Genomic DNA, 25,193 nt, shown 5'->3' on the forward strand with positions numbered 1-25,193 from the left:
TTCATTCGCCCGGAACGAGGTGACCCATCGGCTGGCGCGCGAGGCGCCGGTGCCTGCGGCGCGACAGATAAAGCAGCAGGCCGGTCACGGCGAACAGCGGCATCATGGCGGCGGCCAGCATGAAGGCGAGCTTGCCGGGCCACCCCAGGATGGCGCCGCGATGGATGTCGAGCACCCCGGCAAGAACGCGCTCGCCGAACGTCTTGTCGGCGTAGCGATCCGACGAGATGACGCGTCCGGTGACGGCATCGATCCGGAATTCGTCGCGCACGCTCTCGAGCGAGGAATCCCGCGACCATGACCGCACGCGCACCACCGTGCCCGCGCCGGCCGGCAGCGTCAGCAGGGCCCTTCCGTAATCGTTATTCTCTTGCTGCAGGAACGTGGTCCAGACCCGATCGAAGGCGAGCGGCTTTATCTCGCCGCTCTTCGCTTCGATCCCGGCTTCGCCCTTGTCCGCTGCGGCAGCCGCGCCGCGCGGCGGCTTGGGCTGCATCGCGGTCGCCGTGGCTTGCGGCCGCGCCAGCAGCCAGTTGGCGCTGGCCTTGTACCACTCGAACGAGTACCACAGGCCGGTCAGCGTCATCACCAGATAGACCGGCAGCACCCAGGTGCCGATCACGGCGTGCAGCGAGCGGTGCAGGCCGCGCCCGCGCAGGCCGAGATTTGGCTTCAGCCACATCTTCACGCTGCGCGCGCGATGCGGCCAGCGCAGCACGAGGCCTGATATCAGCATCACGATCAGGCAGATCGCGGCTGCCCCGGTGATCTTGCGGCCAATGCCATTGCCGTCGCCGGGCAACAGCAGCCAGCGATGCAGCTTGCGGACAGTGGCGAAGAAGTCCTCGCCGCGCGGCGAGCCGAGCACATGTCCGTTATAGGGATCGACATAGACCGAGGACGGCCGCGTGCCGACTTCACTGCGGGCGAAGCGGATCCGAGCGGCCGCTGACGGGTCGCTTGCCATCGTCACGGCGGAGGCTCTGCCGAAGTCACCGGCCGACTGCAGCCGTGCGACCAATTCATCCGGCGTCAGCCGCCGCGTCGCACTGGCGTCGACGCGCATGATGTGGCTGTTCAGGGTGGCCTCGATCTCGTCCTCGAAGGCCATCGTCGCGCCGGTGAGGCCGACCACGGCCCACAGCAGCGCCAGCGCCAGGCCGGCGAGGGAATGGATCTGCAGCAGCGCGGCCTTGATCGGGCGGCGGACATTATTCATCGAATCCGGCCTTTCGGATCAGTGCGATTGCGGCCGCCTGCTGCGCGGCGATCTCGTCGATCGGGAGGGCATCTGCGGCGAACGATCCGATTCCTTCGACAATCGGGGCCGGCTTTGCGGTCGCCAGCACGGGGTATTCTAGCTCGGCGGTGGAGAAGATCGTCTGGGCCTCGGTTGTGACGAGGAATTCGAGGAAGGCGCGTGCCGCGGCCGGATGCGGCGCGTGCCGGGCGATCGCCGCGCCGGCCAGGTTGACATGACTGCCGCCGCCCGCGAATGCGGTCGGCACCGCCTTCACGGCGTCCGCCCATGCGCGCCAGTCATTGCCCTCGCGGCCGTCGCGGAGCTGCGCGAGCGCCACCGTGTTGCCGATGCCGATGTCGCAGTGTCCTTCCGCGATCTCGCGGACCACGTCATTGTCCTTGCCGGCCGGCTTGTGGGCGAGATTGGCCTTCAGCCCGGCGAGCCAGCGCTCCGTCGCATCTGTCCCGTGATGCGTGAGATAGGCCGCGACCAGCGCGATATTGTTCTGGTGCACGGCCGGCCGCATGCACAATTTGCCGCGCCATTTTGGGTCGGCGAGTTCTTCGTAGGTGATCGCGGCGAGGGGGCTGTCCTTGCGTGCGAACACCACACGTGGACGGATGGCGAGCGCGATCCACTGGCCGTCGCCGCCGCGCAGGTTCGCCGGAATCGCCTGGTCAAGCGCAGGAGATGCAATCGCCTGCGTCAGCCCGCGCGCGGCAAGCTGGGTCGTCTTGTCGAGGCCGATGGTGAGCAGGACATCCGCGGGTGAATTGTCGCTCTCGGATGTCAGGCGCTTGACCAGGCTGTCCTCGACAAAGACGGTGTTGACCTTGGTGCCTGTCGCCGCCGTGAACGCCGCGACGACAGGCTCGACCAGATTGGCTTCGCGGGTCGAGTAGAGCGTGAGTTCGTCGGCGCGAACCGGGGTGCAGGCGCACGTGAGCGCGGCCAGGACAGCCAGCAGTCCGATCGCTGTCCGTGCCGTAGCCATGCTAGAATTTCACCGTCGCCGACAGCGAGAAGCGCCGCGCGTCGCCCATCGCCACGGCCAGATTGCTGACAGCAGAGGGATAGTAGACGGTGTCGAACAGGTTCTTGACGTTGAACTGGTAGACCACCGGGAACGTCTGGACCTTGGTCTCGTAGGTCGCAAAGACATCAGCGACGGTATAGGCCGGCAGCACGAAGCTGTTCGCGGCATCGCCGGGCCGGTCGCCGACATAGCGCGCGCCGCCGCCGAGACGCAGCCGGCCGGGCAGGGTGGTGCCGAAATCATAGACCAGATAGAGCGAGGCGGTGTCGAGCGCGACGTTCTGCAGCGCCTTGCCGACGAGCACCGGATCTTCGGTGACGCGCGCATCGGTATAGCCATAGCTGCCGATCATGCTCCAGTTGTCGGTCAGCCGGCCGGTGACGTCGAGTTCGACGCCGCGCGAGCGAACCTTGCCGGCGGTGCGATACTCGACAATGCTTGTCGCAGGGTTGAGCTGCGAGACCAGCACGTTCTTCTTGTCGATGTCGTAAAGCGCAAGCGTGCCGGAGATCCGCTTGTTGAAGTCGAACTTGACGCCGGTCTCCCACTGGGTGCCCTCTTCGGGCGCGATATTGGAGCCGATCACGACGCCGCCGGTGAGCGGTGCAATGGTCGAAGTCGGCTTCAGCGACTGGGTGTAGCTCGCATAGAGCGAGACCTCGTCGGTGAGCTTGAGGATCGCGCCGCCGAGCGGCAGCGCCTTGTCCTGCGAGACGTTGGTGTTGGTGATGAATGGCCGTCCCTTGCCCGCGATCTGGTCGTATTCCATGTAGCGCACGCCGCCGACCAGCGCGAAGCGCTCGGTCAGGTGCATCGTGTCCTGGAAGAACAGCGACCACTGGCCGAGCTTGTCGGTCTGCGCGCTGTCGGCGGCGGACACCGTGGTGCCCGGCGTGATCAGACCATAGACCGGGTCATAGAAGTTGAAGCTCGGGGTCGCTTGCCGGATCAGATTGTCGCGGTAGATCGTGCGATACTGGCCGTCGCCGCCGAACAGGACTTCGTTGCGGAAACCGCCGAGCCAGACATTGCCCTGCAGATAGGAGGTGCCGTAGCTCGAATTGCTGAGCGAACCCTGTGTGCCGTCATTGCTGCGGGTCTCGGCGCCGGTCTTGGTGTTGATGCCGGTGATACGGAGCTGGTTGGCGCTGAATGTCTCGGTGTTGTAGCTGTAGGCCGCAAACAGCTTCCAGTCCTGGTTCAGCCGATGCTCGACCGAGGCCTGGATCAGGTCCGAATTGCCCCACATGTTGTTGAAGGGCTCGTCGAGCCGGCGCGTCGCCGGGATTGCCAGCGGCGCCTTGGTCACGGAATCGAACGCGGTGCCGCGGTCGAACGGCGTGATGAATTCGCGGTGCTCGTAGTTGAGCTGGACCGTGGTGTTGTCGCCGTACCAGGCCAGCGACGGCGCCACCAGCATTTCGCGATGGCGCCCGAAATTGCGCCAATAGTCCTCGCTCACGCCATAGCCGATGAAACGGTAGGCGAGGCCGCCATTGCCGATCGGGCCGGTGATGTCGATGGTGCCGTCGGCGCCGCTCTTGTTGTTGGCGTAGGTCGAGCCGAGCAGGGTCACCGAGCCGTGCTGATAGAGTTCGGGGCGCTTGCTGATCGTGTTGACGATGCCGCCGGGATCCATGATGCCGTAGAGCAGCGACGCCGGGCCTTTCAGCACCTCGACGCTCTCGACCGCAGCGTTGAGGCTGCGGCCCTGCACCAGCGGCATGCCGTTGCGCATGATCGAGCCGTCGCGGTTGTCGCCGAAGCCGCGGCGCATCACCGCATCCTGGGTGCCGGCCAGCGTGTTGGCCTGGGTGACGCCGCTGACGTTGGCGAGCGCGTCGTCGAGATTGCGCGGCAACTGGTCCTTCAGCACCTGCTCTGGCACGACGTTGACCGTTTGCGCGGTGTCGAGCGGCGAGGCGCCGCTGCGCAGGGTGGTCGAGCTCGGCATCGCACGATAGTGCAGCTTGGCTTCATTCAGCACGGCGGCGCCAGCAGCCGCGCGCTCCGAAGCTGTCGGTGGCGCCGGTTGCGCATTCCGGCTGCGCAGCCGTGCCGCGGCGGCCGACTGCGTTCGCTGCGCCGGCTTCGCAGCGGCGGCGGGCTTGCGCTTCTGCGTCGGTTGCTCGACCGTGACCGGCGGCAAGGGGACGCTCGATTGGGCGCTTGCCGGCTTCACCGCGGAGGAGACGTCGGCGAAGAGGAATGCTGCGCCGATCAGCAGAGGGGTGCGGCCCTTGTCGGCAGCATTTCGACGGTCGCCGACAATCCGGCCATCAGCATTCACAGGCACTCTTGCACTTCCGATTCACGCGAACTCATTCACGCCGCGCCTCTAGCAGTCGGCGCGCGCGAAAAGAACCGGAGCAGACTTGAATCCCTCTAACCGGATTGGATTTGAATCGTTCTAAGACGCAACGAGGCTCGCGTGTGTGCGCGAGCCCCTCATCTCATGACTTGATGTGCCGTCAGCGCGTCAAATGGTCGCGCGATCCTGGTCTGAAGTGAGCGGTCGTTATCCTGTCACGCCTCAAGCGTAGGATCGCTCGTGTAGGGCGCGACGCGCCTCACGACATCGCCAGGCTGACGGGTGCCGTGCCGACCATTCCCGTGCTGACGCCGTCGCGCGCCATCGATTCGATCGCGCTCCAGTTCTCGCGGAAGATCCGCGCCGCCTCGTTGGCGCTTTCCGCCTGGATCGTCAGACTGCACGCGCGTCTCGCGCCATTGCTGGCAAGCTGGAAGTAGAGAACATATCCGGACGGTTCCGCGCTCCGTGCGCCCGACGGTGCCTGCTGCATGGTGGTTTTCCCCAATCGTGTTTTTGTTGCGCCATCCGCAGGCAGGATTGGACCGAGATGCGGCACAGTCGTGGTTCAAGACGCGCAATCTGCACAATTGCGCATTTTGTCCGGCGGTGTTGCCGGGATTCAACAGGTCATGGAACCGGTGATCAACAGCGGCTGCAACTCAGCCGCGATCACGGCGCCGTCTCAACTGTTGCAGCGTGACCTATGCATCGCCATCCGGATGCACCATCAGGGTTTCCTGGATCGAGGTCGCAAGCATCGACCCATCGCGGTCATGGACGCGGGCGATCGACAGCCCGCGGCCGCCATCGGCGCAGGGGCTCTCGGTTTCGACATGCATCCAGGCGTCGGGCGAAAATGCACGATGAAACCAGATGCAATGGTTGAGGCTCGACAGATAGAGCGGCGCGCGCGCCTGCAAGTCGCGGAGATGGCCGCCGACGCTGGAGAAATTGAGCCACCAATCCGAGAGATAGGCGAACACCGCTGCCTGGGCGCGGGAACCGGCGGCGAGTGGCCGCCGGCATCTGATCCAGAAGCGCAGGCGCGGCCCTGCCGTCGCGGCCCAGAGCTGACGTTCGATCTCGGGGATGCGGAAATCCATGCTGGGCTTGACGTGCGGCGAATAAGGACCGAGCGGCCGCAACTGCGCCATCAGCCCGTCGGGGATCATGGTCAGATCGGGCAGGCTTTCGGGATCTTCCGACGGCGCGAACGGCGCTGCGTGTCGTGGGCCCGGCTGGGCTGCGCAGAACGTAGCCTGCGCGCTCACGACGGTACGTCCGTCGCCCTGGCTGCCGACGATATGGCGGGAGGAGAACCGCTTGCCGTCCTGCAGAACCTGCGTGTCAAAGGTGATGCGCCGGGCGGGATCGGCGCCGCGCAGGAACAACAGCTGCAGCATCGCCGCCGGGCGATCTTCCGGCGCGCTGAGTGTTGCGGCCATCATGGCCTGGCCGAGGATCTGGCCGCCGTAAGAGCGTCCGTTGAGATTGCCGTCACCGAAGCGGCTGCGATAGCGCAGCGGTGCGATGGTCTCGAGCGAGACCAGCGCCTCGGCCGCCTTGTCGTCCCACGGATCGCACGCGGCGTCGTGCCCTTCCGCGACGCGCTTGCCTTGCCCGTCCATCACATCGCCGGGAATTTCTGCGGTCCCGGATAGAGCGGATAGCCGGCGGCGACGCCGTATTCGCTGATGCCGAATCCGGTCTCGTTGCCGCTTTCGAGTCGGACGACATGGTCCGACAGCGTGCGCGCGACGGCGCGCGTCGCCGCGTCGTCGAGGTTCCAGATGTCGTGCGCGGCGTGGTTCTCGCCGCGGTCGTCGCCATGGGTCCAGCCTTGCAGGCCGCCATACATGCCGGCCTTGAGATAAAATCGGATCGGCAACCCACGCATTCTGACATGGCGCGGTTCGCCGCGCTCGAAGACGAAGGTGAAGTCGGCCACCGCGATGGTCTGGCCGAGCGGATCGGCGGCCCATTCGATCTTGTGTTCGACCGAGGTCACCTCGCGATGCGAAACCGATCCGTCGGCTTCGCGGCGGAACTCGGTGCCCGAGAGGTAATGCGGCTTGCCGGGCGTGCGCTCCTTGATGAAGACCGACAGCGCCGACGTCTCGAACTGGAACATCGACCAGGTCCAGAAGAAATTGCGATGGGTTGCAACCGGCTGCCTGGTCTCGTCGGTGCGCATCTCGGAGCGCAGGCCCCCAGGAGCGGTCGCGCTGTCCCCACCATAGTTCGGGCGCAATGTCGTAGCGCTTGCCGTCGGCGACGATCCAGCCGCGCCAACGGCCGAATTGCGAGACGCGCGCGAGGTCCTCCTCGATGACCCCGTTGCGCTCGCGAAAATTCTGCTTCTCCTGCGCCGCCGGGAAGCTTGCCTTGAATTCGAGCTCAAAGCTGATGCCGGACGGATTGTCGGCGAGCGAGACCCTGTGCAGGCTGTTGCCCTCGACGATTTCGATCCTGAGGCCGCCGACCTCTGTCTCCAGCGGGCGCGTCCCGAGCCGGCGCGAGGCGCGGAAATTGTGCTGGCGGCGGCCGATGGTGATGCCGGCGAATCCGTCCATCACGTTGCGGTTCGGGTAATAGCCGAGCCCGATGTCGATCAGCAGTTCGCTGCCATCGATCGGATGCGCGGTGTACCAGTAGCGCTCGGTGAACCTGGCATCGCCGCCGCCGGCCTTGGCAAACGGCTGCGGCGTCTGGTGGCCGATAAGATCGTCCTGGGCTGTCAGCATTGTTCTTGTCCTTATGTTTGAGCCGGTTCGGTCGGTCGGATGGGTGGTGCGGGATCAGTCCTTGGCCGGGCCCGCGCCCACGATGTCGCCGAACAGCACCCAGGTCTTGCCGTCGAAGCGGGCGAAGCGGCGTTCGGTGATGGCCGCGTAGTCCTGCGGCGTGGTCTGGATGGTGATGCCCGGGAGCAGCATCGGCAGCTCGATGCCGCTGAGGTTGGTGGCCTGCTTCAGCACGTTCTCCCGCGTGAGATTGTCGCCGCAGCGCTGCAGGATGATCGCGCCGAGCTGGGCCGTGGTGTAGCCGGTCACCGCGATCACGTCGTTCGGGTCCATCCCCGGCATGTATTTCGCGGCGAAGGCGAGATAGTCGGTCATGCCCTTGTCATTGGCCCAGGCTGGATCGTTCGGCGTCTTGTAGGAGGTCGTGGTCAGGATGCCGGTCGAAGCCTCGATCCCCGCCGGCACCAGCACGCCGGCGATCGAATTCGCGGTCGAGCCGAGGAAGATCAGCGGCTTCCAGCCGAGCTCGTGGATCTTGCGGATCGCCATCGAGGCAAATTTGTTCTGCGCGGCGATCAGGATGGTGTCGGCGCCGGACGCCTTCAAATTCACGATCTGCGAGTCGATCGTCGGCTCGGTCGACTGATACATCGCCTCCTTGACGATCATCGTGTCGGCTTTCGCGCCCAACCCTTCCTTCAGGCCAAGCACAAAATCCTTGCCGATGTCGTCGGCCTGCAGCAGCACGCCGATCTTGGCATCCGGCTTTTCGCGTAGCACGTAGCGGGCGATGATCCGGGACTCGTTGACGTAGGTCGGCGAGTAGGGCGTCGTCCAGGGGAACTGCTTGGGATCGTTCCAGCGGGTGCCGCCGCTCTGCACGAGAAGTTGCGGGACGCCGTTGCTGTTGAGGTATTTCTGGATCGCGGCGTTGGTCGGCGTGCCGAACGGCGCCATGATTGCGAGCACCTTGTCGTTCTCGACCAGCGCGCGCGTCACCTCGACGGTCTTTGGCGGGCTATAAGCGTCGTCGCGGGTTACGAAGTTGATGTGGCGGCCGTTGATGCCGCCTTTTTCGTTCAGCATCGTGAAATAGGCCAGCATGGTCTTCGGGAAGCTCGCATAGATCGACGCCGGTCCGCTGTAGGGCGCATTGGCGCCGAGCAGGATCTCGGTGTCGCTGACCCCTGGGCCATAGGCCTTCTGGGCGTTCGCTGATCCGAGCGCACCGGTGAGCGCGAACGCCCACACGGCAAGCGTTGTGATTGGCTTCCGCATCTTCCCCTCCCATGACGCCCTCTTTTACGGGGCTCGTTGATCCCTGCGGCGGTGCCTTCAAGGGCTTTACCCGTCGCGTTGGCTGTGCAATAATAGACCGTCTGTCCGGATTATCAACTAAAATATCCGGGCGTATCGGCTTCACGCATGACGGAAACATCCGCAGGCGTGCGCGGCCGCATGGCGGCGAGGAGGAAACATGAAGCTGACGCAGGCACTCATCTCGGCGGTGCAGTTGCGCAAGGATGCGCCCGGCACCATCCATGCGGGACGGTCGCGAAGCTGGAAGGAGATCGGCCATCGCGTCGCCTGTGCCGCGGGCGGGCTGCGGCGGCTCGGCGTCGAGGCCGGCGATCGCGTTGCGATTCTTGCGCACAACAGCGACCTCTATATCGAGGCGCTCTATGCGATCGCCTGGGCCGGTGCGGTCGCAGTGCCGCTCAATACCCGCTGGGCGGTCGCTGAGAATGCCTACGCGATCGACGATTCCACGCCGAAACTGCTGCTGGTCGACGAGGCCTTTGCCGAGATCGCGTCAGGCCTGCGCGGCGCGAAATCACTTACCGCGATGGTCTACCTGGACGAGGGACAGGTTCCCGACGGCATGCAGGGCTATGACGCGCTCATCGCGCATGCGCCGATCGAGGATGCATCCGGCGCCTACAACGATCTCGCAGGCATCTTCTACACCGGCGGCACCACCGGCTTCCCCAAGGGCGTGGTGCTGTCGCATGCCAACATCATCTATGAATCGCTGGTCTGGATCTATGCGCTCCGGTTCCGCGAAGACACGAGGTATCTGCACTCGGCCGGCATGTTTCATCTGGCCGGCACCTCACCGATGATCGCGCTGACGTTGGTCGGCGGCACTCACGTCACGATCCCGAAATTCGAGCCCGAGCTCGCAATGCGGACCATCGCCGAGCACAGAGTGGATTACTGCCTGTTCGTGCCCACCATGCTCAACATGATGCTCAATCATCCGTCCTTCGGCACCTATGATCTGAGCAGCGTCAGGGATTGCGAGTATGGTGCATCGCCGATGCCGGATGCGCTGCTGGTCAAGCTGATGCGGGTGCTGCCGAGCTGGCGCTTCCACCAGGGCTACGGCATGACCGAGAGCGCGGCGCTGGCGACCATCCTGCCCTGGGAATATCACGCGCTGGAAGGTCCGCTGGCGGCGAAGCGCAAATCGGCAGGGCGGGCGGCGCCGGGCGTCGAAATCCGCATCGTCGACGCGGCAGGCGCGGAGGTGCCGCGCGGCACGGTCGGCGAGATCGCGATCCGCGGCGCCGGCGTGATGCTCGGATACTGGCGCAAGCCCGAGGAGAGCGCGCGCGTGTTGCGCAACGGCTGGCTGCACACCGGCGACGGCGCCTGGATGGACGAGGACGGCTTTGTCTATATCGTCGACCGACTCAAGGACATGATCGTCTCCGGCGGCGAGAACGTCTATTCCGGCGAGGTGGAGAACGCCATCTTCCAGCACGAGCAAGTCAGGGAATGCGCCGTCATTGCGGTGCCCGATCCGCAATGGGGCGAGGCGGTGCATGCGATCGTCGTGCCGAAGGACGGTGCGCGGCTCGATTCCGACATGGTGATCGCGCATTGCCGCACCCTGATCGCCGGCTACAAATGCCCGCGCTCGGTCGACATCCGCCTCGAGCCGCTGCCGCTGACCGGCTCCGGCAAGATCATGAAGTCGGCGCTACGCGAGGAGAAGTGGCAGGGCTATACGAGGTCGGTCAATTGATGCAGGACGTTGCCAAACGACCCGATGATGTGCCGGCCGCGCCGGAGCCTGTTCGTCCAGTCGCGGTCAATGACGACGCGGTGCGGACGGCGCTCGCGCAGCATTTGTCGCGAATATCCGGGGGCCGGACGGAGATCGAGAGCTTCGGCCGCAAATCGTCGGGTTTCTCCTGGATCACCTATGCTTTCGTGGCGCGCTCTGCGGCCGAAGGGGATCGCAGGCTGATCCTGCGCGTCGGTCCGCCGAACGGGCTGTTTGCGCCTTACTCGGTGCTGCCGCAGGTCTATGCGTTGCAGTCGCTGGCCGGTAGCGGTGTGCCGGTTCCGGCGCTGGTGTCATCAGAACAGCATGGTGCCGAGATCGGCTTTCCTTTCTTCATCTGCGAGCACGTCGAGGGCGATGTTCCCGCACCCTGGGCGGCGAGCGAGATTGATCCGGACCACAAGCGTGCGATCGCCCGGCAGTTCGTCGAGATCCTGGCGTCGCTGCATCGGACCGATCCAGGCGCAACTGCATTCGCATCGCTGCAGCAGGGGGGAGAACGCGCCGAAGTCTGCGCGATCGCCGGCTGGCGCGCGTCGCTGGCGCGTCCGACCGCGCGTTATTATCCGCTGCTCGATTCGGGCGGACGCTGGCTTGAGGACAACTGCCCGCAACCGCCGTGCCGCACCATCGTGCATGGCGACTACCGGATCGGGAATTTCATTGAGCACAACGGACGGATCACCGCCATCCTCGATTGGGAGCTCACTCATTTGGGCGATCCCCATGAGGATCTGGCCTGGGCGATGATGCCGACCTTCAATGCCAGGAGCCGGAAGCTCAATGGCGTGCTCGAACGCGCCGAGGTGATCGATCTCTATCAGCGCGCCTCCGGCATTGCGGTCTCGGACAAGAGCCTCGCCTTCTACGAGGCCTATGCGCTGTATCAGGCGGCGGCGATCCAGATGTGCGCGGTGCGCGCCTTCGAGGTCGATCGCTTCAGCGACATGCGGCTTGCGGTGATGGCAAGCCAGATGCCCTCGATCGTGCGGGCCTTCGATCGCGCATTGGAGGCCGCGGCATGAGTGCATCCTTCGAGCGGCTGGTCGACGGCATCATCGATGCCCTGCAAAGCCATGTCGTGCCCAACAGCAACGACGATTTCGTCCGCGGGCAGGTGTTCTCCGCGATCTACGCACTGAACGGGCTGAAGCTCGCGGCCGACTGGAAGGCCGGCCCGCTGCTTGAGCAGGTGCGGCTGCAGGACGATACTTTTGATGCGGTCGAGCGATTGGCTGACGGCGTGATGCATCCGGAGATTCCGGCGACGCCGCGCATCCAGGGCGACTTGTCCGACGCCGCCGCGATCGAGGCGTTGCGCGATGATGGGGACCGGCGGCTCGGGCAGCTTCTGCTCTGGGCGAGCGGCGCGGACGCGCGCGCAGCCGATCGCGATCGCGCGACCGAGATCGAGCAGCTGCTGCGCCGGGCGATCTGCGACCAGCTCAAGATCGAGCTTGCGACGACGCCGAAGTCGATGTTGCAGCAGATCGCAGGCGGCGAACGCGACGGCGGCGCGGCGCAGGGCTGATGTGGTTGCGTCGCCAACCACCGGGGATTGCATCATTGCGCTCTGTTCCGCCGATCGGCGCTAAGGTTCGTAAAGAAGCTTGCTGGCCCGCGACGCACGTGCTATTCATTGACCGAACGGTCGTTCGGATTATTATTGGCGACCGCTGAAAGCATCCGCGGCAAGCGGCCGGCGAGGGAGACGGAGCGATGAACATGATGACCGGCGTCTCGCCATGGGAGCGGCTGATCCGGCCCGACCGGGTGCACGGATCGCTCTACACCGACCCTGAGATCTTCGAGGCCGAACTCAAGAACATCTGGTACCGGACCTGGGTCTATGTCGGGCACGAGAGCGAGGTCCCGAACGCCAACGACTACGTCGTCAAGTCGATCGGCCCGCAATCCGTGATCATGACGCGCGACGAGCAGGGCAAGGTCAATCTGCTGCTCAACCGCTGCTCGCATCGAGGCAACCAGGTCTGCTCCTTTGAGCGCGGCAATGCGCGCTCGTTCACCTGTCCGTTCCACTCCTGGACCTTCGCCAATGACGGCCGGCTGGTCGGCTACGCCTTCCCCGACGGTTACGAGGGGCAGGACAAGGCGCAGCTCGCGCTCGGGCGGGTGACGCGCGTCGAGTCCTATCGCGGCTTCGTGTTCGGCTCGTTCGCGGCCGACGGCCCGACCTTGAAGGAACATCTCGGCGGCGCCGCGGAGACCATCGATCGGCTGGTGCGCGCTTCGCCCGAGGGCGAGGTCGAGATCACCGCGGGTTTCCTCAAGCACCGCGTCAAGGCGAACTGGAAGTTTATCCTGGAGAACGAGTGCGATGGCTATCACCCGGCTTTCGTGCACACCTCGATCTTCGGCGTCGCCGACAGCATGATCGGCAAGCTCTATGGCGGCGCCTCGACCGCGCTGACGCGCGACTATGGCAACGGCCACACCGAGATCGATTTGCGGCCCGAGTTCCGCAAGCGCGATGCGCCGATGAGCTGGTTCGGCACCAGCGAGGAACGGTTGCCCGACTACACCGCGCGCATGAAGGCCGCCTATGGCGACACCGCGGCGCGCGAGATCATGATCGACGGCACGCCGCATGTGATGATCTTTCCGAACCTGTTCATTGCCGAGATCCAGATGTTCGTGATCCAACCGCTCGGCGTCGACGACAGCGTGCAGCACGTCACCGCGCTGCAATTCAAGGGCGCGCCCGATCTGAACCGGAGGCTGCGCCAGCAGACCATGGGCTCGGTCGGCCCGGCCGGCTTCCTGCTGGCGGATGATTCCGAGATGTATGAGCGCTGCCACCGCGGCGTGCTGGCGCGCAATCCGGAATGGATCTTCCTCGGCCGCGGCGAGAAGCGCCAGCGGCAGGATGAGCTCGGCTTTACGGTCGGCCACGTCACCGACGAGGTGCCGTCGCGCGGCATCTGGACCCACTACCGCAAGCTGATGGAGCCGGCCTGATGCTGTCGCGCGAGAGCAGCGCCACGTTGATGAGCACCATCACCGCCTTCCTCTATCGCGAGGCGCGGTTACAGGACGAGCATCAATACGAGGCCTGGGAAAAGCTCTGGACCGACGACGGCGTCTATTGGGTGCCGGCCAACGGCGCCGACATCGACCCGGAGCGGCAGATGTCGATCATCTACGACAACCGCTCGCGGATCGCGCTGCGGGTCCGGCAGCTCATGACCGGCAAGCACTTCACCCAGACGCCGCAGTCGAACCTGCGCCGGCTGATCTCCAACATCGAGTTGATGGACGAGCAGCCGGACGATGGCGACATCGCTGTCGCCAGCAACAGCCTGATTTTCGAGTCGAGCCTGCGCGACGACACGCTGTGGGCGGCGCGCAATGAATACCGGCTGCGCCATGTCGATGGCGAATTGCGGATGGTCAGCAAGAAGGTCATCCTCGTCAACAACGACAAGGCGATCTACACGCTGTCATTCCTGGTTTAGGGAAGGTTTCGCCATGATCGACAAGGGCCCCGTTCTGCTCGACATCACCGACGGCATCGCGCGGCTGCGGCTCAACCGCCCCGATGCTGCCAACGGCATGAGCGCCGAGCTCCTGAGCGCGCTGTGCGACGCCATCATGGCCTGCCACGGCTATCCGGATTTGCGCGTCGTGCTGCTGAGCGGCGAGGGCACGAACTTTTGCGCCGGCGGCGATGTCCGCGCCTTTGCCTCCAAGGGCGAGAAGCTGCCCGACTATATCCGCCAGGCCACCGCCTATCTGCAGAATGCGGTGACCGGATTGCTGCGGCTGGAGGCGCCTGTGATCGCCTCGGTGCAGGGATTTGCGGCGGGCGGCGGCGGCTTCGGCTTGGTCTGCGCGTCCGACATCGTGATCGCGGCGGAATCGGCCAAATTCCTCGCAGGCGCGACGCGGGTAGCGATGGCGCCGGATGCCGGCGTCTCCGTCACGCTGTCGCGGCTGGTCGGGTTGCGGCGGGCGATGTCGATCCTGCTGACCAACCCGGTGATCCCGGCAACCGAAGCCCTGCAGATGGGTATCGTCACCAGGGTCGTGCCCGATGCCGAGCTCGCCGATGCATCGCTCGCGCTGGCGCGCGAGCTCGCGGCCGGTGCGCCGAAAGCGCTGGCGGCGACCAAGCGGCTGGTCTGGGCCGGCACCGGCACCAGCATCGAGCAGTGCCTGTCGGAGGAGGCGCGCACCGTTGCCGAACTTTCCGGCATGGCCGACGCGCGCGAAGGGCTCGCCGCCGTGATCGAGCGGCGCAAGCCTATCTTCACGGGGCGCTGACGTGGCGACCTTGCCATTCGGACGTCTCGATGGCCGACGTGCCTTCGTTTCCGGCGGCGCGCGCGGCATCGGGGCTGCGATCGTGCGCGGCTTCGCTGGGGCGGGCGCAAGGGTCGTGATCGCCGATCTCGACGTGGCGGCAGCTTCCGAACTTGCGCGGGAGACCGGCGCCGGCGTCGCCGGGCTCGATGTCTGCGATGCAACCGCCGTACATGCGGTGATCGCGCAGGACGGCCCGTTCGACATCGTCGTCAACAATGCCGGCGTCGATCAGCACGCCTTCTTCACCGACACCAATGCGGAGGATTGGGCCCGGCTGATCGCGGTCAATCTCATCTCGGTGCTCGCCTGTACGCACGCCGCGTTGCCGGCGATGCAGGCGGCGCGGTTCGGCCGCATCATCAATGTCACCTCGGAGGCCGCACGACTCGGCTCGAAAGGGGGCGCCGTGTACTCCGCGGCCAAGGGCGGCGTGATCTCCTTCACCAGGAGCATCGCGCGGGAGAATGCACGCTTTCGCATCACCGCCAATGCGATCGCGCCGGGACCGATCCGCACGCCGATGCTGGAGCAGGCGGTGGCAAAGGGCGGCGACAAGATCCTGCAGGCGATGACCGGCGCGACGCTGCTCGGCCGGCTCGGCGAGCCGGAGGAGGTTGCGGCCGCCGCGCTGTTCCTGGCCTCCGACCAGGCCGCCTATATCACCGGCGAGACGCTCGGCGTTTCCGGTGGCATGGGCATTGGCGGCTGAGATGGCCAGCACAGGCGACGATATCGCCATCACGCCGATCGATCGCGCCATCGAGCGCCTGCGTGCGATCTATCGCGGCTGGAGCCGCGACACATCAGTGGCGCAGATGCGCAGCGATTGGGATGCAGCCTTTGCCGGCTGCTCGGTGCCAATAACGATTGAGCCGGTTTCCGCCGGCGGCGTCGACGGCGAGTGGCTCGCGCCATCCGGCTCATCGCGCGACAAAGCGGTGCTCTATTTTCACGGCGGCGGCTTTCGCATCGGCTCGGTCGTCTCGCATCGCGACTTGGCCGCGCGGATCGCTGATGCGTCGGGCTGCCGCGTGCTTTCGATCAATTACCGGCTTGCTCCAGAGTACCGGTTTCCGGCGGCGCTCGATGATGCGCTGGCTGCCTATCAATATTTACGCGATCAGGGACTGCGTCCTGCCGATATAGCCTTCGCAGGGGATTCTGCCGGTGGCAATCTCGTGCTCGCTGCGATGCTGGCAGCGCGGGATCGCGGCCTGCCGCTCCCCGCCGCCGGCGCGCTGATGTCGCCTTGGACCGATCTCACCGCGAGCGGCGCGAGCTATCAGAGCAGGGCCGAGGCCGATCCGATCCACCAGCGCGCGATGATCCTGGCGCTTGCCAAGAACTATCTCGGCAAGGACGATGACCCCCGTGATCCGCTGGCCTCGCCGCTTTATGCCGATCTCAGTCGGCTGCCGCCGCTCCTGGTGCAGGTCGGCGACCGAGAAACCGTGCGCGACGATTCGACCGAGCTTGCTGCGCGCGCCAAGACCGCCGGCGCCGACGTCGAGCTCCAGGTCTGGGACGGCATGATCCACGTCTTCCAGATGTTCCCCGAGATTCCGCAGGCGCGAGAGGCGATCGCATCTCTCGCAGTTTTTCTGCGCAACCATCTTCACATCGGCCATGAGAGGGCGCCACAATGAACGTCATGACCTCGGATCCGCGCCAGCTCTCTGAGACCGCATTCCATTTTCCGGAGCCGCCCAATCTGCCTGAGGAACTGCGCATGCTGCGCGAGCAGGTTCGCCGCTTCGTCGAGAAGGAAGTGGTGCCGCATGCCGAGGCGTGGGAGCGCGACGGCAAGATCCCGCGCGAGATCTATCGCCGCATGGGTGCGCTCGGCTTCCTCGGCATGCGCCACGCCGCCGAATATGGCGGCACCGACATGGGACCGCTGGCCTCGATGGTGTTTGCCGAGGAGCTCGGACGCTCGAGCTTCGGCGGCTTCACCTCGTCGATCCTGGTTCATACCGACATGTCGGCGGTGCACATCAGCCTGCGCGGCACGCCGGAGCAGAAGCAGAAATATCTGCCTGCGATTGTCCGCGGCGAGACGGTCTGTTCGATCGCGGTCACCGAGCCCGACGCCGGCTCCGATGTCGCGGGTCTCAAGACGCGCGCGCGGCGAGACGGCGATCACTGGGTGATCAACGGCGCAAAGATGTTCATCACCAACGCGGTCTATGGCGATATCCTGATCGTTGCCGCGCGCACCGACCCGCACGCCAAGGGCAGTCGCGGCATCTCGCTGTTCATCGTCGAGCACAACACACCGGGCATCACGGCAACCAAGCTCGACAAGCATGGCTGGCTTTGCTCGGACACCGCCGAGATTTCGTTCCAGGACGTGCGCGTGCCGGCGGAAAATCTGCTCGGCGAGGAGAACAAGGGTTTCTATGGCATCATGGAGACCTTCCAGAACGAGCGCATCTGCATCGGCGGCATCTGCGCCGGCGAGTCCGCCAAGGCGATCGAGCTGACGACGAACTATGTGAAGACGCGGCAGGCATTCGGCGGGCCGCTGTGGAACCAGCAGGGCGTACGGTTGAAGCTCGCCCAGCTCGCCGCGAAGGCGGCAGCGGCGCGTGCGCTGGCCTATCAGGCCGCCGAGCTTGCGGCGGCGGGGCAGGAGTGCTTGCGCGAAGTGTCGATGGTGAAGGCGCTGTCGCCGGAGGTGCTGCACGAAGTCGTGCATGGCTGCCTGCAATTGCACGGCGGCTCAGGCTTCATGCGCGGCACCCCGATCGAACGTATGGTGCGCGACGCCCGCGTGCTGACGATCGGCGGCGGTGCCACCGAGGTGATGCTGGAAGAGGTGGCGAAGCGGATGTGATTCTTTCTTGCCTCGCCCCGCTCGCGGGGAGAGGTCGGATCGCATCGCTGATGCGATCCGGGTGAGGGGGAGTCTCCGCAAGTGCTTCTATCACCATATGTGCGGGAGCAGCCCCTCACCCCAACCCTCTCCCCGTAAGAACGGGGCGAGGGAGCAGACCTACGTCCGGGTCATGTCATTTGTGGGCACGCGCGCCCTGCCCAACCGTCTGCGCCGCGATCCCCGGCTTCAGCCGCCAGTCCTCGCCGAAATCCGCGAGCGGATGGAAGAACAACGGCTCGGTGCTCTCGATCCGCCGCAGCCGTTCGGCATAGTCGTCGAGATAACGATGCCGTGTCGCCTCGTCGACGAAATTCACCGAATACGACACGAAGGGCGGCAGCACCTTGCAGCCGGCATAGGCCAGGGTGCCGTTCTGGATCGGCCACAGCACCACGTCGAGTGCGCCAACCAGCCCGTTAGGCGCGCACATCCCGGGATAGGCTGCGGTCGAGGTCACGACCATGGCGCGGCGGCCGGCGAGGCCGCCGGTGTCGTAGCGGCGGCCGCTGCCATAGACCGCGCCGTTGACGAACACGCGGTCGATCCAGCCCTTCATGATGGCGGGAACGGAAAACCACCACAGCGGAAACTGCAGGATCAGGAGGTCGCACCACAGCAGCTTCTCGATCTCGGCGGCGATGTCGCCGCTGAGCGACTCCTGTTGCAGATTGTATTTCTGCTCGCGGTCATATTGCAGCCGGTCGGGGAACCGCCGCTCGCCAAAGTCTTCGGCGGTCGCCACAGGGTTGAAGCGCATGGCGTAGAGATCGGAGATCCTGACCGTATGCCCGAGCGCGGTCAGCTCCGCCACCGACCGCGCCAGCAGCGCAGCGTTGAACGACTGCGCCTCCTGATGAGCAAAGACGATCAGGACCTTCATCGTTCTAGTTCACCGGCTTGAAGCTGAGCGTCGCCGTATCGGCCTGCATGATCTGCAGCTTCTGGTTGGAGAAGCGGACGCCGGGGCCGAAGCTGATCGGCGCCATCACGCCGGTCTCGACATTCCTGGTCTTCTCCAGTTCCGAGATGGTGCAGGCCCAGGTCGGTTGCTTGCCGCAGCGCTCGATCGCCGCGATCAGGACTTTCGCGGCGGCATAGCCGGTCATGGTGTAGCGGTTGATGCCCTTGAACTCGGCCTCCGACACCAGCGGCTTGGCCTTCTCGAGGAACGCCTTGCCGGCGGCGCCCGCGAACGGTTCGACATAGTCGACGGCATAGATGCCGTCGCCGGCCGGGCCCATCAGCTTCAGCACCGGTTCGATGCGGCCGGGCCAGAAGATGCCGGTCACCGGCTTGATACCGAGCTTCTCGAGCTCCTTCATCATCGCGATGTTCTCGCCAATGATGCCACCGGCCAGGAAGACTTCGGCGCCGGAATCCTTCAGCTGTAGCATGTCGGACGAGAAATCCTGCTGACCTTTCTTGTAGTTGCCGCTGTAGACCACGTTCAGCTTCTTGACCTTGACGACGGTATCGAAGCCGTCGCGCACCGTGATGCCGTAATCGTCGTCCTGGGTGATCAGGCCCCATTTCTTGCCGGGATTCTTGTCGGCCAGGAAGTTGACGAGGTGGATGATGCCTTCCTCGTAGGATTGGCCGACCACGAACACGTTCTTGCGCGGCGGCTCCCACAGGAACTTCACCGGCGCGACGTCGATCACGGTCGGGATGCCGGATTTCTCCAGCACCGGCATGACGGCGATCGACTGACCCGAGCCGGAGATCCCGATTATCGCGAACACCTTGTCGACGTCGATCACCTTCTTGACGCCCTGGATGGTGCGCGCGGTGACGTAGCCGTCGTCCTCCAGCACGTATTTGATCTTGCGGCCGTTGATGCCGCCGGCGGCGTTGGCCTCCGCGATCGCGATCTTGTGGCCGATCGAGGCCGCGACGCCGAGCAGCGCCGGCGGGCCGGTCAGGGGCTCGACGTCACCGATCAGGATCTCGGTGTCTGTGACGCCGGGATCGGCGGCAGCAGCGGGGCCGATGGCAAGGCAGGCCGTGGTGAGCAGCAGCGAGGCCGCCGCCAGATGTCTGATCATTGTCTCCTCCTCATGGTGTTGTGTCTTTTTTTGGTTAGTAGCGCAGCGGCCAGTGCACCCAGGTCCGCTTGATGTCGTGCCAGGCGCCGACCAGCCCCCTCGGCTGGAAGCGCAGGAACAGGATGATGACGAGGCCGTAGAGCATGCTCTTCAGCTCCTGCGCGCCGGTCGTGAAGGTCGCGTCCATCTGAGCGCTGAACAGGCTGAAGACGAGCCTTGTCGCCTCCGGCAGCAGCACGATCAGGATGGTGCCGAGCACGGCGCCGAGCGCCGAGCCGAGGCCACCGACGATCAGGATCGCCAGCGCTTCGATCGAGAGCAGGAACGGAAAGCCTTCGACGCTGACAAAGGAGAGATAGATGCCGTAAAGCGCGCCAGCGATTCCGGTGATGAAGGCCGAGGTGACGAAGGCGAACAACTTGTAGGCGTGAAGGTTGATGCCCATCATGCGCGCCGCGGTGTCGTTGTCCCTGATCGCGACGAAGGCGCGGCCGACCCGGCTGCGGCGGATGTTGAGCGTGGCGAACAGCGTCAAGGCTGCGAAGGCGAGGCAGAGATAGGTGAAGGCCGCATCGCCGTCGAAGCTGATGCCGAGGATGTCCGGCCGCTGCACCTGGATGCCGCGTGCGCCGTTGGTCAACCAGCGCATCTCCAGGATCACGGTGTTGATGATGAAGGAGAAGGCGAGTGTGGTGATCGCGAGATAGAGCCCCTTGAGCCGCAGCGATGGTGCGCCGACGATCAGGCTGGCAAGCGCCGGCACCACGCCGGCGCCGAGGAAGCCGACCAGCGGCGGCACGTGGTACTTCGAGACCAGCACCGCATAGGCATAGGCGCCGGTGACGAGGAAGCCGACATGGCCGAGCGAAATGAGACCGGTGTAGCCGGTCAGGATGTTGAGCCCGAGCGCGCCGGTCGCCGTGATCAGGATGATCATCAGGAACGACAACGCGTAGGAGTTCAGCAGATGAGGCGCCGCGATCAGTGCCAGCAGCAGCACGGCCGACCAGAGCCACACCGGCGGGGAATCGACCAGCGCGACCAGTTCGCCATAGCTCTGCTTGTAGTCGCCGGTGCGCATCAGACCCTCTCGATATCGCGTTCGCCGAAGATGCCGAACGGGCGGACCATCAGCACCACGATGATCATGGCAAAGCCCGCGACTTCCTTCATGCCGGAGCCGAGATAGCCGCCGGCGAGGTTTTCGGTGATGCCGATCAGGAGGCCGCCGAGGCCGGAGCCCAGCACCGCATCGAGACCGCCCAGGATCGTGGCCGGAAACGCCTTCAGCCCGAGCTGGAACATCGCCGGTGACAAGTCGTAGGACAGTGCAAAGAACACGCCGCCGGTGCCGGCGATCACCGAGGATGCGGCCCAGGCCAGCGCATGAACCCTGGTGGCGCTGATGCCCATCAACAGCGCGGTGCGGTCGTCGGCCGCGACCGCGCGCATCGCGACGCCGACCTTGCTGTAGCGGAAGAACGCCCAGATCGCCGCGAGCAGCGCCAGCAGCGTGACGATGACGGCGATTTGTCCGGTGCGCACGCCGATGCCGCCGAGGTGCACGATGCCGCGGCCCATGCCGATATCGATGCCATGCGGGTAGGCGTCCCAGATGAAATTGATGGCCGAGCGCAGGATCACCGCGAGCCCGATCGTCACCATCACGGTCGCGAACACCGGCTCGCCCAGCATCGGCCGCATCACCAGGCGCTCGATGACGAGGCCGAGCAGGACCGCGGCGAGGATCGCGCCCAGCGCTACGACGAACACATTGCCGCTGACCGTGGTCGAGATCGTCCAGGCGATATAGGCCGTGATCATGGTCATCTCGCCCTGCGCGAAATTGACCAGGCCGGTGGACTTGTAGATCACCGCAAAGCCCATCGCGATCAGGCCGTAGATCGCACCGATCGCAAGCCCGGAGATCAAAAGCTGAATGAGATACTGCATTCAGCCCTCCGCCTGGTAGATGATGGCGAGCTCGCGCGCGAACTTCTTCTCGATCATGGCGCGGCGCACCTTCTGCGTGGCGGTGAGCTCGCCGTCGTCATGGTCGAGCTCCTTCTCGAGGATGGCGAAGCGGCGAATATTCTCGACCCGGGCGAAGCGCTTGTTGGTGTCGCTCACGATCCGCTCGACCAGCTCGTGCACTTCAGGCAGCTGCGACAACGACTTGTAATTGGTATAGGCCAGCGCCCGGTCGCGCGCCCAGCGGCCGACATTGTCGTAGTCGACCTGGAGGATGGCGCCGAGGTATTTTTTGGCCTCGCCGACCACGATCGCTTCCTTGATGAATTCGGAATCCTTCAGCGCGTTCTCGATCTCCGACGGCGCAATGTTCTTGCCGCCGGCGGTGATGATGATCGCCTTCTTGCGGTCGACCACGGCGATCTCGCCGTTGTCGAGGATGTCGATGATGTCGCCGGTGCGCAGCCAGCCGCCTTGCTCCAGCGAAGCGGTGGAGGCCGTCTCGTCGAGGAAGTAGCCTTTGAAGACGCCGGGGTTGCGCAGCAGGATCTCGCCGTCGCTGTCGCACTTCCATTCGGTCTGCGGCAGCGGCACGCCGCAGCCGCCGATCCGGTGGTGGCTTTCCGTCTGGATGAAGGCGACGCCGCCGCTTTCGGTGAGGCCATAGCCCTGCGACACCGGGCGGCCGATGATGTCGAAGAAGCGCAACGTCTCCGGCGAGATCGAGGCGCCGGCGCAGAGCCGGTGCCGGCTGTAAGCGAAGCCGAGATGGCGCTGCAAATTGCGGAACATCAAGAGATAAAGCAGCCCGTAGGCGACGCGGTCGAGCCAGCCTTCCTTGCCGGCCTGCCGACGGTCGGACAGCGTGCGGCCCCAGGCGAGGCAGGCCTTGGTGAAGCTCTGCCGCAGCCGGCCGCTCTCGCCGAGCCTGAACAGAAAGCCCTGTTGCAGTTTTTCGTAGATGCGGGGCACGCCGACGAAGAACGTCGGCGCGATCTCGCGGATGTTGATCGCGACCGTGTCGATCGATTCGGCAAAGGAGACGGTGCCACCGAGCACCAGATGCGTCACCGTACCATAGCAGCGCTCGGCGACGTGGCACAGCGGCAGATAGCTCACCGCTTCGAACGGCTTGTCGGCGATGCCGACGGTCTTGGCGTAGGCATAGGCGGCGTAGACGAGATTGCGATAGGTCAGCATCGCGCCTTTGGGCGGGCCCGTCGTGCCCGAGGTGTAGACGAGGATGCAGACATCGTCGGGCGCGCCCTGGTTGATCAGGCGATCGAGGGTAGCATCAGCCTCCGGGTTCGCCTCGGCGTAGCCCTTGCCGCGTTCGCACAAGGCGGCGAACGACATCAGCTCCGATTGCCGATAGTGCCGCAGCCCCTTCATGTCGATGCAGACGATGGCTTCCAGATCCGGCAGGCCGCCATTGTTGGCCAACGCGTCGAGCACTTTGTCGGTCTGCTCCTGATCGCCGGTGACGACGATTCGCGCGCCGGAATGCTTGACGATATATTGTAGCTCGACCCAGGGATTGGTCGGATAGATGCCGACCGCGACCGCGCCGATCATCTGGGTACCGAGATCTGCGTAAAACCATTCCGGCGTATTCTCGCCGGCGATAGCGACCCGGTCGCCGGGCTTGATGCCGAGCGACAGCAGGCCGAGCGCGACCGCGCGCGCGGTCTCGTAGTAATGCTGCCACGAATAGGGATTCCAGATGCCGTAATCCTTCTCCCGCAGCGCCAGTGCATCGCCATGTATGGCGGCGCGTTGCCGCAGCAATTGCGGGATGGTGATGGCGGCATCCGAAAGCGCGACCTGCAATGTGTCGGCTCCCGCCGCGGGTGCGCTGCGCGCGGCGTTGGCCCGCAGCGGCGGATGAGCGGTACGCAGGCTGTCCATCGTCGACATCACGCGCCCGCCTTCATCGCTTCGGCGCGCTGGCCACCGAGATAGGCCTCCGCGACGGCAGGATCTCGCCTGATCTCGTCGGGCGCGCCTTCTGCGATCTTGCGCCCGAAATTCAGCACATGGATGCGGTCGGAAATGTCCATCACGATGCGCATCTCGTGCTCGATCATCACGACGGTGATGCCGAGCTCGTCGCGGATGTCGAGCACGAAGCGCGCGATATCCTCGGTCTCCTCCTGGTTCATACCGGAGACCATCTCGTCGAGCAGCAGCAATTTCGGCTCGCAGGCGAGCGCGCGGGCGAGCTCGACGCGCTTCTGCTGGCCGTAAGACAGCGTGCCGACCACGGCGTCCCTGATATGCTCGATCTCGAGGAACTCGATGATGTGCTCGACGCGCTGCCGGGCCGCGATCTCCTCCTTGCGGGTGCGGCCGAAGAACACCACGGCGTCGAGCACGGTCGAGCGCAGATGGGTGTGGCGGCCGGTCAGGATGTTCTCGACCACGGTGCCGTGCTTGAATAACGCCAGATTCTGGAAGGTGCGGCCGATGCCGACGGCGGCGAATTTCCATGGCGAAATGGTCGCAAGGTCGATGCCGTCGAAGATGATCCGGCCGCCGCTCGGCCGCAGCACGCCCGAGATCATGTTGAACAGCGTGGTCTTGCCGGCGCCGTTCGGGCCGATCACGCTGCAGATCTCGCCGGGGCTGACCTGAAGGCTGACATCGGCGACAGCCTGCAGGCCGCCGAAGCGTTTTGACAGGTTCTCGACCATGAGCAGCGCGGTCACGACAGCCACCGCTTGCGGCGCTTGTAATGCTTGACGTCGCGCAGGCTCTTGCGGCCGGTGGAGGAGACGCCGAGATAGAACTCCTGGACGTCCTCGTTGGCGGTGAGCCTCGCAGCCGTGCCGTCGAGCACGACGCGACCGGTCTCCAGGATGTAGCCATAGTCGGCGATGTCGAGCGCGCGCTGCGCGTTCTGTTCGACCAGTAGCACGGTCATCTTCAGCTCATCGCGCAGCCGGACAATCACCTCATAGATGCGGTCGATGATCAAGGGCGCGAGGCCGAGCGACGGCTCGTCGAGCGCCAGCAGCACCGGATCGGTCATCAGCGCGCGGCCGATCGCGAGCATCTGCTGCTCGCCGCCGGACATGTAGCCGGCGATCTGGTCGCGCCGCTCATGGAGCCGCGGAAACAGCGCAAACACCTTATCGCGGCGCTCGCGCGCCTCGGCGTTGGTCCTGTTGTAGCCGCCCATTTGCAGGTTCTCGTCGATGGTCAACGCGGCGAACACGCGGCGGCCTTCCGGCACCTGCACGATACCGCGGCGCACCAGCTCGTCCGGCGCGAGGCGATGCACCTCGTCATTGCGGAAGCGGATGCTGCCGTTTTCGATCACACCCTCCTCGGTGTAGAGAATGCCAGACATCGCCTTCAGCAGCGTCGACTTGCCGGCGCCGTTGGAGCCGAGCAGGGCGACGATGCTGCCCTCGGGCACTGCGATCGAGACATCGCGGATCGCCTCGATCGCGTTGTCGTAGACGATCCGGATGTTGCGGAATTCGAGCAGGCACTCCCGCGCCGGCGCGGCCTGGGGAGTTGCTTGCGACGTCGGATGCGGGATCGTCGTTGGCATCGCG

Annotated in this window: 24 protein-coding genes; 10 read left to right on the forward strand and 14 right to left on the reverse strand. The window is 65.2% G+C overall.

What is annotated here, in order from left to right; translation table 11 throughout:
* Position 1 precedes the first annotated feature (1 nt).
* From ACVIGA_RS31955 to ACVIGA_RS31980, 6 genes are all read right to left on the reverse strand, one after another.
* Positions 2-1,219 (reverse strand): PepSY-associated TM helix domain-containing protein, encoded by a 1,218-nt coding sequence (locus tag ACVIGA_RS31955; RefSeq protein WP_456669116.1) that lies wholly within the window; start codon positions 1,217-1,219, stop codon positions 2-4.
* The gene (locus ACVIGA_RS31960; RefSeq protein WP_456669117.1) at positions 1,212-2,237 is read right to left on the reverse strand and encodes an extracellular solute-binding protein; all 1,026 of its coding nucleotides are present in this window, start codon (positions 2,235-2,237) and stop codon (positions 1,212-1,214) included. The genes ACVIGA_RS31955 and ACVIGA_RS31960 overlap by 8 nt, the downstream gene beginning before the upstream one ends.
* A gap of 1 nt (position 2,238) precedes the next feature.
* Positions 2,239-4,569, reverse strand: coding sequence for a TonB-dependent siderophore receptor (locus ACVIGA_RS31965; RefSeq protein WP_456670936.1), 2,331 nt, complete (start codon positions 4,567-4,569; stop codon positions 2,239-2,241).
* A 280-nt stretch (positions 4,570-4,849) separates the two neighbouring features.
* Entirely contained in the window at positions 4,850-5,083 is a 234-nt protein-coding gene (locus ACVIGA_RS31970) for a hypothetical protein (RefSeq protein ID WP_456669118.1), read from the reverse strand.
* Between the two features lie 211 nt (positions 5,084-5,294).
* Entirely contained in the window at positions 5,295-6,221 is a 927-nt protein-coding gene (locus tag ACVIGA_RS31975) for an acyl-CoA thioesterase (protein ID WP_456669119.1), read from the reverse strand.
* Positions 6,221-6,787, reverse strand: coding sequence for a hypothetical protein (locus ACVIGA_RS31980; RefSeq protein WP_456669120.1), 567 nt, complete (start codon positions 6,785-6,787; stop codon positions 6,221-6,223). Before ACVIGA_RS31980 ends, ACVIGA_RS31975 begins: the two co-directional genes overlap by 1 nt.
* Before the next feature lie 106 nt (positions 6,788-6,893).
* Between ACVIGA_RS31980 and ACVIGA_RS31985 the strand changes: the two genes are divergently transcribed.
* A complete protein-coding gene (locus ACVIGA_RS31985; protein ID WP_456669121.1) occupies positions 6,894-7,358 on the forward strand; it encodes a hypothetical protein in 465 nt (154 codons plus the stop codon).
* Between the two features lie 33 nt (positions 7,359-7,391).
* Here the strand turns inward: ACVIGA_RS31985 and ACVIGA_RS31990 are convergent, their stop codons facing one another.
* Entirely contained in the window at positions 7,392-8,615 is a 1,224-nt protein-coding gene (locus ACVIGA_RS31990) for an ABC transporter substrate-binding protein (protein WP_456669122.1), read from the reverse strand.
* Between the two features lie 199 nt (positions 8,616-8,814).
* Between ACVIGA_RS31990 and ACVIGA_RS31995 the strand changes: the two genes are divergently transcribed.
* From ACVIGA_RS31995 to ACVIGA_RS32035, 9 genes are all read left to right on the forward strand, one after another.
* Positions 8,815-10,368: an acyl-CoA synthetase gene (locus ACVIGA_RS31995; RefSeq protein ID WP_456669123.1), complete on the forward strand. Its 1,554-nt coding sequence runs from the start codon at positions 8,815-8,817 to the stop codon at positions 10,366-10,368.
* On the forward strand, positions 10,368-11,435 hold the full coding sequence (locus tag ACVIGA_RS32000) for a phosphotransferase family protein (protein ID WP_456669124.1): 1,068 nt from the start codon (positions 10,368-10,370) through the stop codon (positions 11,433-11,435). Before ACVIGA_RS31995 ends, ACVIGA_RS32000 begins: the two co-directional genes overlap by 1 nt.
* Positions 11,432-11,941, forward strand: a complete 510-nt coding sequence (locus tag ACVIGA_RS32005) for a hypothetical protein (RefSeq protein WP_456669125.1) — start codon at positions 11,432-11,434, stop codon at positions 11,939-11,941. The genes ACVIGA_RS32000 and ACVIGA_RS32005 overlap by 4 nt, the downstream gene beginning before the upstream one ends.
* A 188-nt stretch (positions 11,942-12,129) precedes the next feature.
* Positions 12,130-13,389: an aromatic ring-hydroxylating oxygenase subunit alpha gene (locus ACVIGA_RS32010; RefSeq protein WP_456669126.1), complete on the forward strand. Its 1,260-nt coding sequence runs from the start codon at positions 12,130-12,132 to the stop codon at positions 13,387-13,389.
* A complete protein-coding gene (locus tag ACVIGA_RS32015; protein WP_456669127.1) occupies positions 13,389-13,886 on the forward strand; it encodes an aromatic-ring-hydroxylating dioxygenase subunit beta in 498 nt (165 codons plus the stop codon). The genes ACVIGA_RS32010 and ACVIGA_RS32015 overlap by 1 nt, the downstream gene beginning before the upstream one ends.
* Before the next feature lie 13 nt (positions 13,887-13,899).
* Positions 13,900-14,694, forward strand: a complete 795-nt coding sequence (locus ACVIGA_RS32020; protein WP_456669128.1) for an enoyl-CoA hydratase/isomerase family protein — start codon at positions 13,900-13,902, stop codon at positions 14,692-14,694.
* Position 14,695: 1 nt separating this feature from the next.
* A complete protein-coding gene (locus ACVIGA_RS32025; RefSeq protein WP_456669129.1) occupies positions 14,696-15,445 on the forward strand; it encodes an SDR family NAD(P)-dependent oxidoreductase in 750 nt (249 codons plus the stop codon).
* Position 15,446: 1 nt separating this feature from the next.
* Positions 15,447-16,382 (forward strand): alpha/beta hydrolase, encoded by a 936-nt coding sequence (locus tag ACVIGA_RS32030; protein WP_456669130.1) that lies wholly within the window; start codon positions 15,447-15,449, stop codon positions 16,380-16,382.
* The gene (locus ACVIGA_RS32035) at positions 16,379-17,572 is read left to right on the forward strand and encodes an acyl-CoA dehydrogenase family protein (RefSeq protein WP_456669131.1); all 1,194 of its coding nucleotides are present in this window, start codon (positions 16,379-16,381) and stop codon (positions 17,570-17,572) included. The genes ACVIGA_RS32030 and ACVIGA_RS32035 overlap by 4 nt, the downstream gene beginning before the upstream one ends.
* A gap of 175 nt (positions 17,573-17,747) precedes the next feature.
* On the opposite strand, the gene ACVIGA_RS32040 is transcribed toward ACVIGA_RS32035, so the two are convergent.
* From ACVIGA_RS32040 to ACVIGA_RS32070, 7 genes are read right to left on the reverse strand one after another with little or no spacing between them, the layout of a single operon-like run.
* Positions 17,748-18,494: an NAD(P)H-dependent oxidoreductase gene (locus ACVIGA_RS32040; protein WP_456669132.1), complete on the reverse strand. Its 747-nt coding sequence runs from the start codon at positions 18,492-18,494 to the stop codon at positions 17,748-17,750.
* A 4-nt stretch (positions 18,495-18,498) separates the two neighbouring features.
* On the reverse strand, positions 18,499-19,659 hold the full coding sequence (locus tag ACVIGA_RS32045) for an ABC transporter substrate-binding protein (protein WP_456669133.1): 1,161 nt from the start codon (positions 19,657-19,659) through the stop codon (positions 18,499-18,501).
* Positions 19,660-19,693: 34 nt separating this feature from the next.
* Complete coding sequence (locus ACVIGA_RS32050) at positions 19,694-20,740, reverse strand: branched-chain amino acid ABC transporter permease (protein WP_456669134.1); 1,047 nt, start codon at positions 20,738-20,740, stop codon at positions 19,694-19,696.
* Positions 20,740-21,612, reverse strand: a complete 873-nt coding sequence (locus ACVIGA_RS32055) for a branched-chain amino acid ABC transporter permease (RefSeq protein ID WP_456669135.1) — start codon at positions 21,610-21,612, stop codon at positions 20,740-20,742. The genes ACVIGA_RS32050 and ACVIGA_RS32055 overlap by 1 nt, the downstream gene beginning before the upstream one ends.
* Complete coding sequence (locus tag ACVIGA_RS32060; protein WP_456669136.1) at positions 21,613-23,547, reverse strand: AMP-dependent synthetase/ligase; 1,935 nt, start codon at positions 23,545-23,547, stop codon at positions 21,613-21,615.
* Positions 23,547-24,338 carry an ABC transporter ATP-binding protein gene (locus tag ACVIGA_RS32065; protein ID WP_223969945.1) on the reverse strand — a complete coding sequence of 264 codons (792 nt, stop codon included), beginning with the start codon at positions 24,336-24,338 and terminating at the stop codon, positions 23,547-23,549. Before ACVIGA_RS32065 ends, ACVIGA_RS32060 begins: the two co-directional genes overlap by 1 nt.
* Positions 24,335-25,189: an ABC transporter ATP-binding protein gene (locus ACVIGA_RS32070; protein WP_456669137.1), complete on the reverse strand. Its 855-nt coding sequence runs from the start codon at positions 25,187-25,189 to the stop codon at positions 24,335-24,337. Before ACVIGA_RS32070 ends, ACVIGA_RS32065 begins: the two co-directional genes overlap by 4 nt.
* Between the last annotated feature and the right edge of the window lie 4 nt (positions 25,190-25,193).

The organism is Bradyrhizobium sp. USDA 3240 (genome assembly GCF_054063295.1).

Excerpts from the sequence above, each read along its gene's own strand:
- ACVIGA_RS31980 (WP_456669120.1), bottom strand. The coding sequence starts at position 6,787 with ATGCGCACCGACGAGACCAGGCAGCCGGTTGCAACCCATCGCAATTTC.
- ACVIGA_RS32000 (WP_456669124.1), top strand. The coding sequence starts at position 10,368 with ATGCAGGACGTTGCCAAACGACCCGATGATGTGCCGGCCGCGCCGGAG.
- ACVIGA_RS31995 (WP_456669123.1), top strand. The coding sequence starts at position 8,815 with ATGAAGCTGACGCAGGCACTCATCTCGGCGGTGCAGTTGCGCAAGGAT.
- ACVIGA_RS32055 (WP_456669135.1), bottom strand. The coding sequence starts at position 21,612 with ATGCAGTATCTCATTCAGCTTTTGATCTCCGGGCTTGCGATCGGTGCG.
- ACVIGA_RS32005 (WP_456669125.1), top strand. The coding sequence starts at position 11,432 with ATGAGTGCATCCTTCGAGCGGCTGGTCGACGGCATCATCGATGCCCTG.
- ACVIGA_RS32010 (WP_456669126.1), top strand. The coding sequence starts at position 12,130 with ATGAACATGATGACCGGCGTCTCGCCATGGGAGCGGCTGATCCGGCCC.
- ACVIGA_RS31970 (WP_456669118.1), bottom strand. The coding sequence starts at position 5,083 with ATGCAGCAGGCACCGTCGGGCGCACGGAGCGCGGAACCGTCCGGATAT.
- ACVIGA_RS32045 (WP_456669133.1), bottom strand. The coding sequence starts at position 19,659 with ATGATCAGACATCTGGCGGCGGCCTCGCTGCTGCTCACCACGGCCTGC.
- ACVIGA_RS32035 (WP_456669131.1), top strand. The coding sequence starts at position 16,379 with ATGAACGTCATGACCTCGGATCCGCGCCAGCTCTCTGAGACCGCATTC.
- ACVIGA_RS31990 (WP_456669122.1), bottom strand. The coding sequence starts at position 8,615 with ATGCGGAAGCCAATCACAACGCTTGCCGTGTGGGCGTTCGCGCTCACC.
- ACVIGA_RS32030 (WP_456669130.1), top strand. The coding sequence starts at position 15,447 with ATGGCCAGCACAGGCGACGATATCGCCATCACGCCGATCGATCGCGCC.
- ACVIGA_RS31955 (WP_456669116.1), bottom strand. The coding sequence starts at position 1,219 with ATGAATAATGTCCGCCGCCCGATCAAGGCCGCGCTGCTGCAGATCCAT.
- ACVIGA_RS31960 (WP_456669117.1), bottom strand. The coding sequence starts at position 2,237 with ATGGCTACGGCACGGACAGCGATCGGACTGCTGGCTGTCCTGGCCGCG.
- ACVIGA_RS32050 (WP_456669134.1), bottom strand. The coding sequence starts at position 20,740 with ATGCGCACCGGCGACTACAAGCAGAGCTATGGCGAACTGGTCGCGCTG.
- ACVIGA_RS32070 (WP_456669137.1), bottom strand. The coding sequence starts at position 25,189 with ATGCCAACGACGATCCCGCATCCGACGTCGCAAGCAACTCCCCAGGCC.
- ACVIGA_RS31975 (WP_456669119.1), bottom strand. The coding sequence starts at position 6,221 with ATGGACGGGCAAGGCAAGCGCGTCGCGGAAGGGCACGACGCCGCGTGC.
- ACVIGA_RS32015 (WP_456669127.1), top strand. The coding sequence starts at position 13,389 with ATGCTGTCGCGCGAGAGCAGCGCCACGTTGATGAGCACCATCACCGCC.
- ACVIGA_RS32040 (WP_456669132.1), bottom strand. The coding sequence starts at position 18,494 with ATGAAGGTCCTGATCGTCTTTGCTCATCAGGAGGCGCAGTCGTTCAAC.
- ACVIGA_RS32060 (WP_456669136.1), bottom strand. The coding sequence starts at position 23,547 with ATGTCGACGATGGACAGCCTGCGTACCGCTCATCCGCCGCTGCGGGCC.
- ACVIGA_RS32020 (WP_456669128.1), top strand. The coding sequence starts at position 13,900 with ATGATCGACAAGGGCCCCGTTCTGCTCGACATCACCGACGGCATCGCG.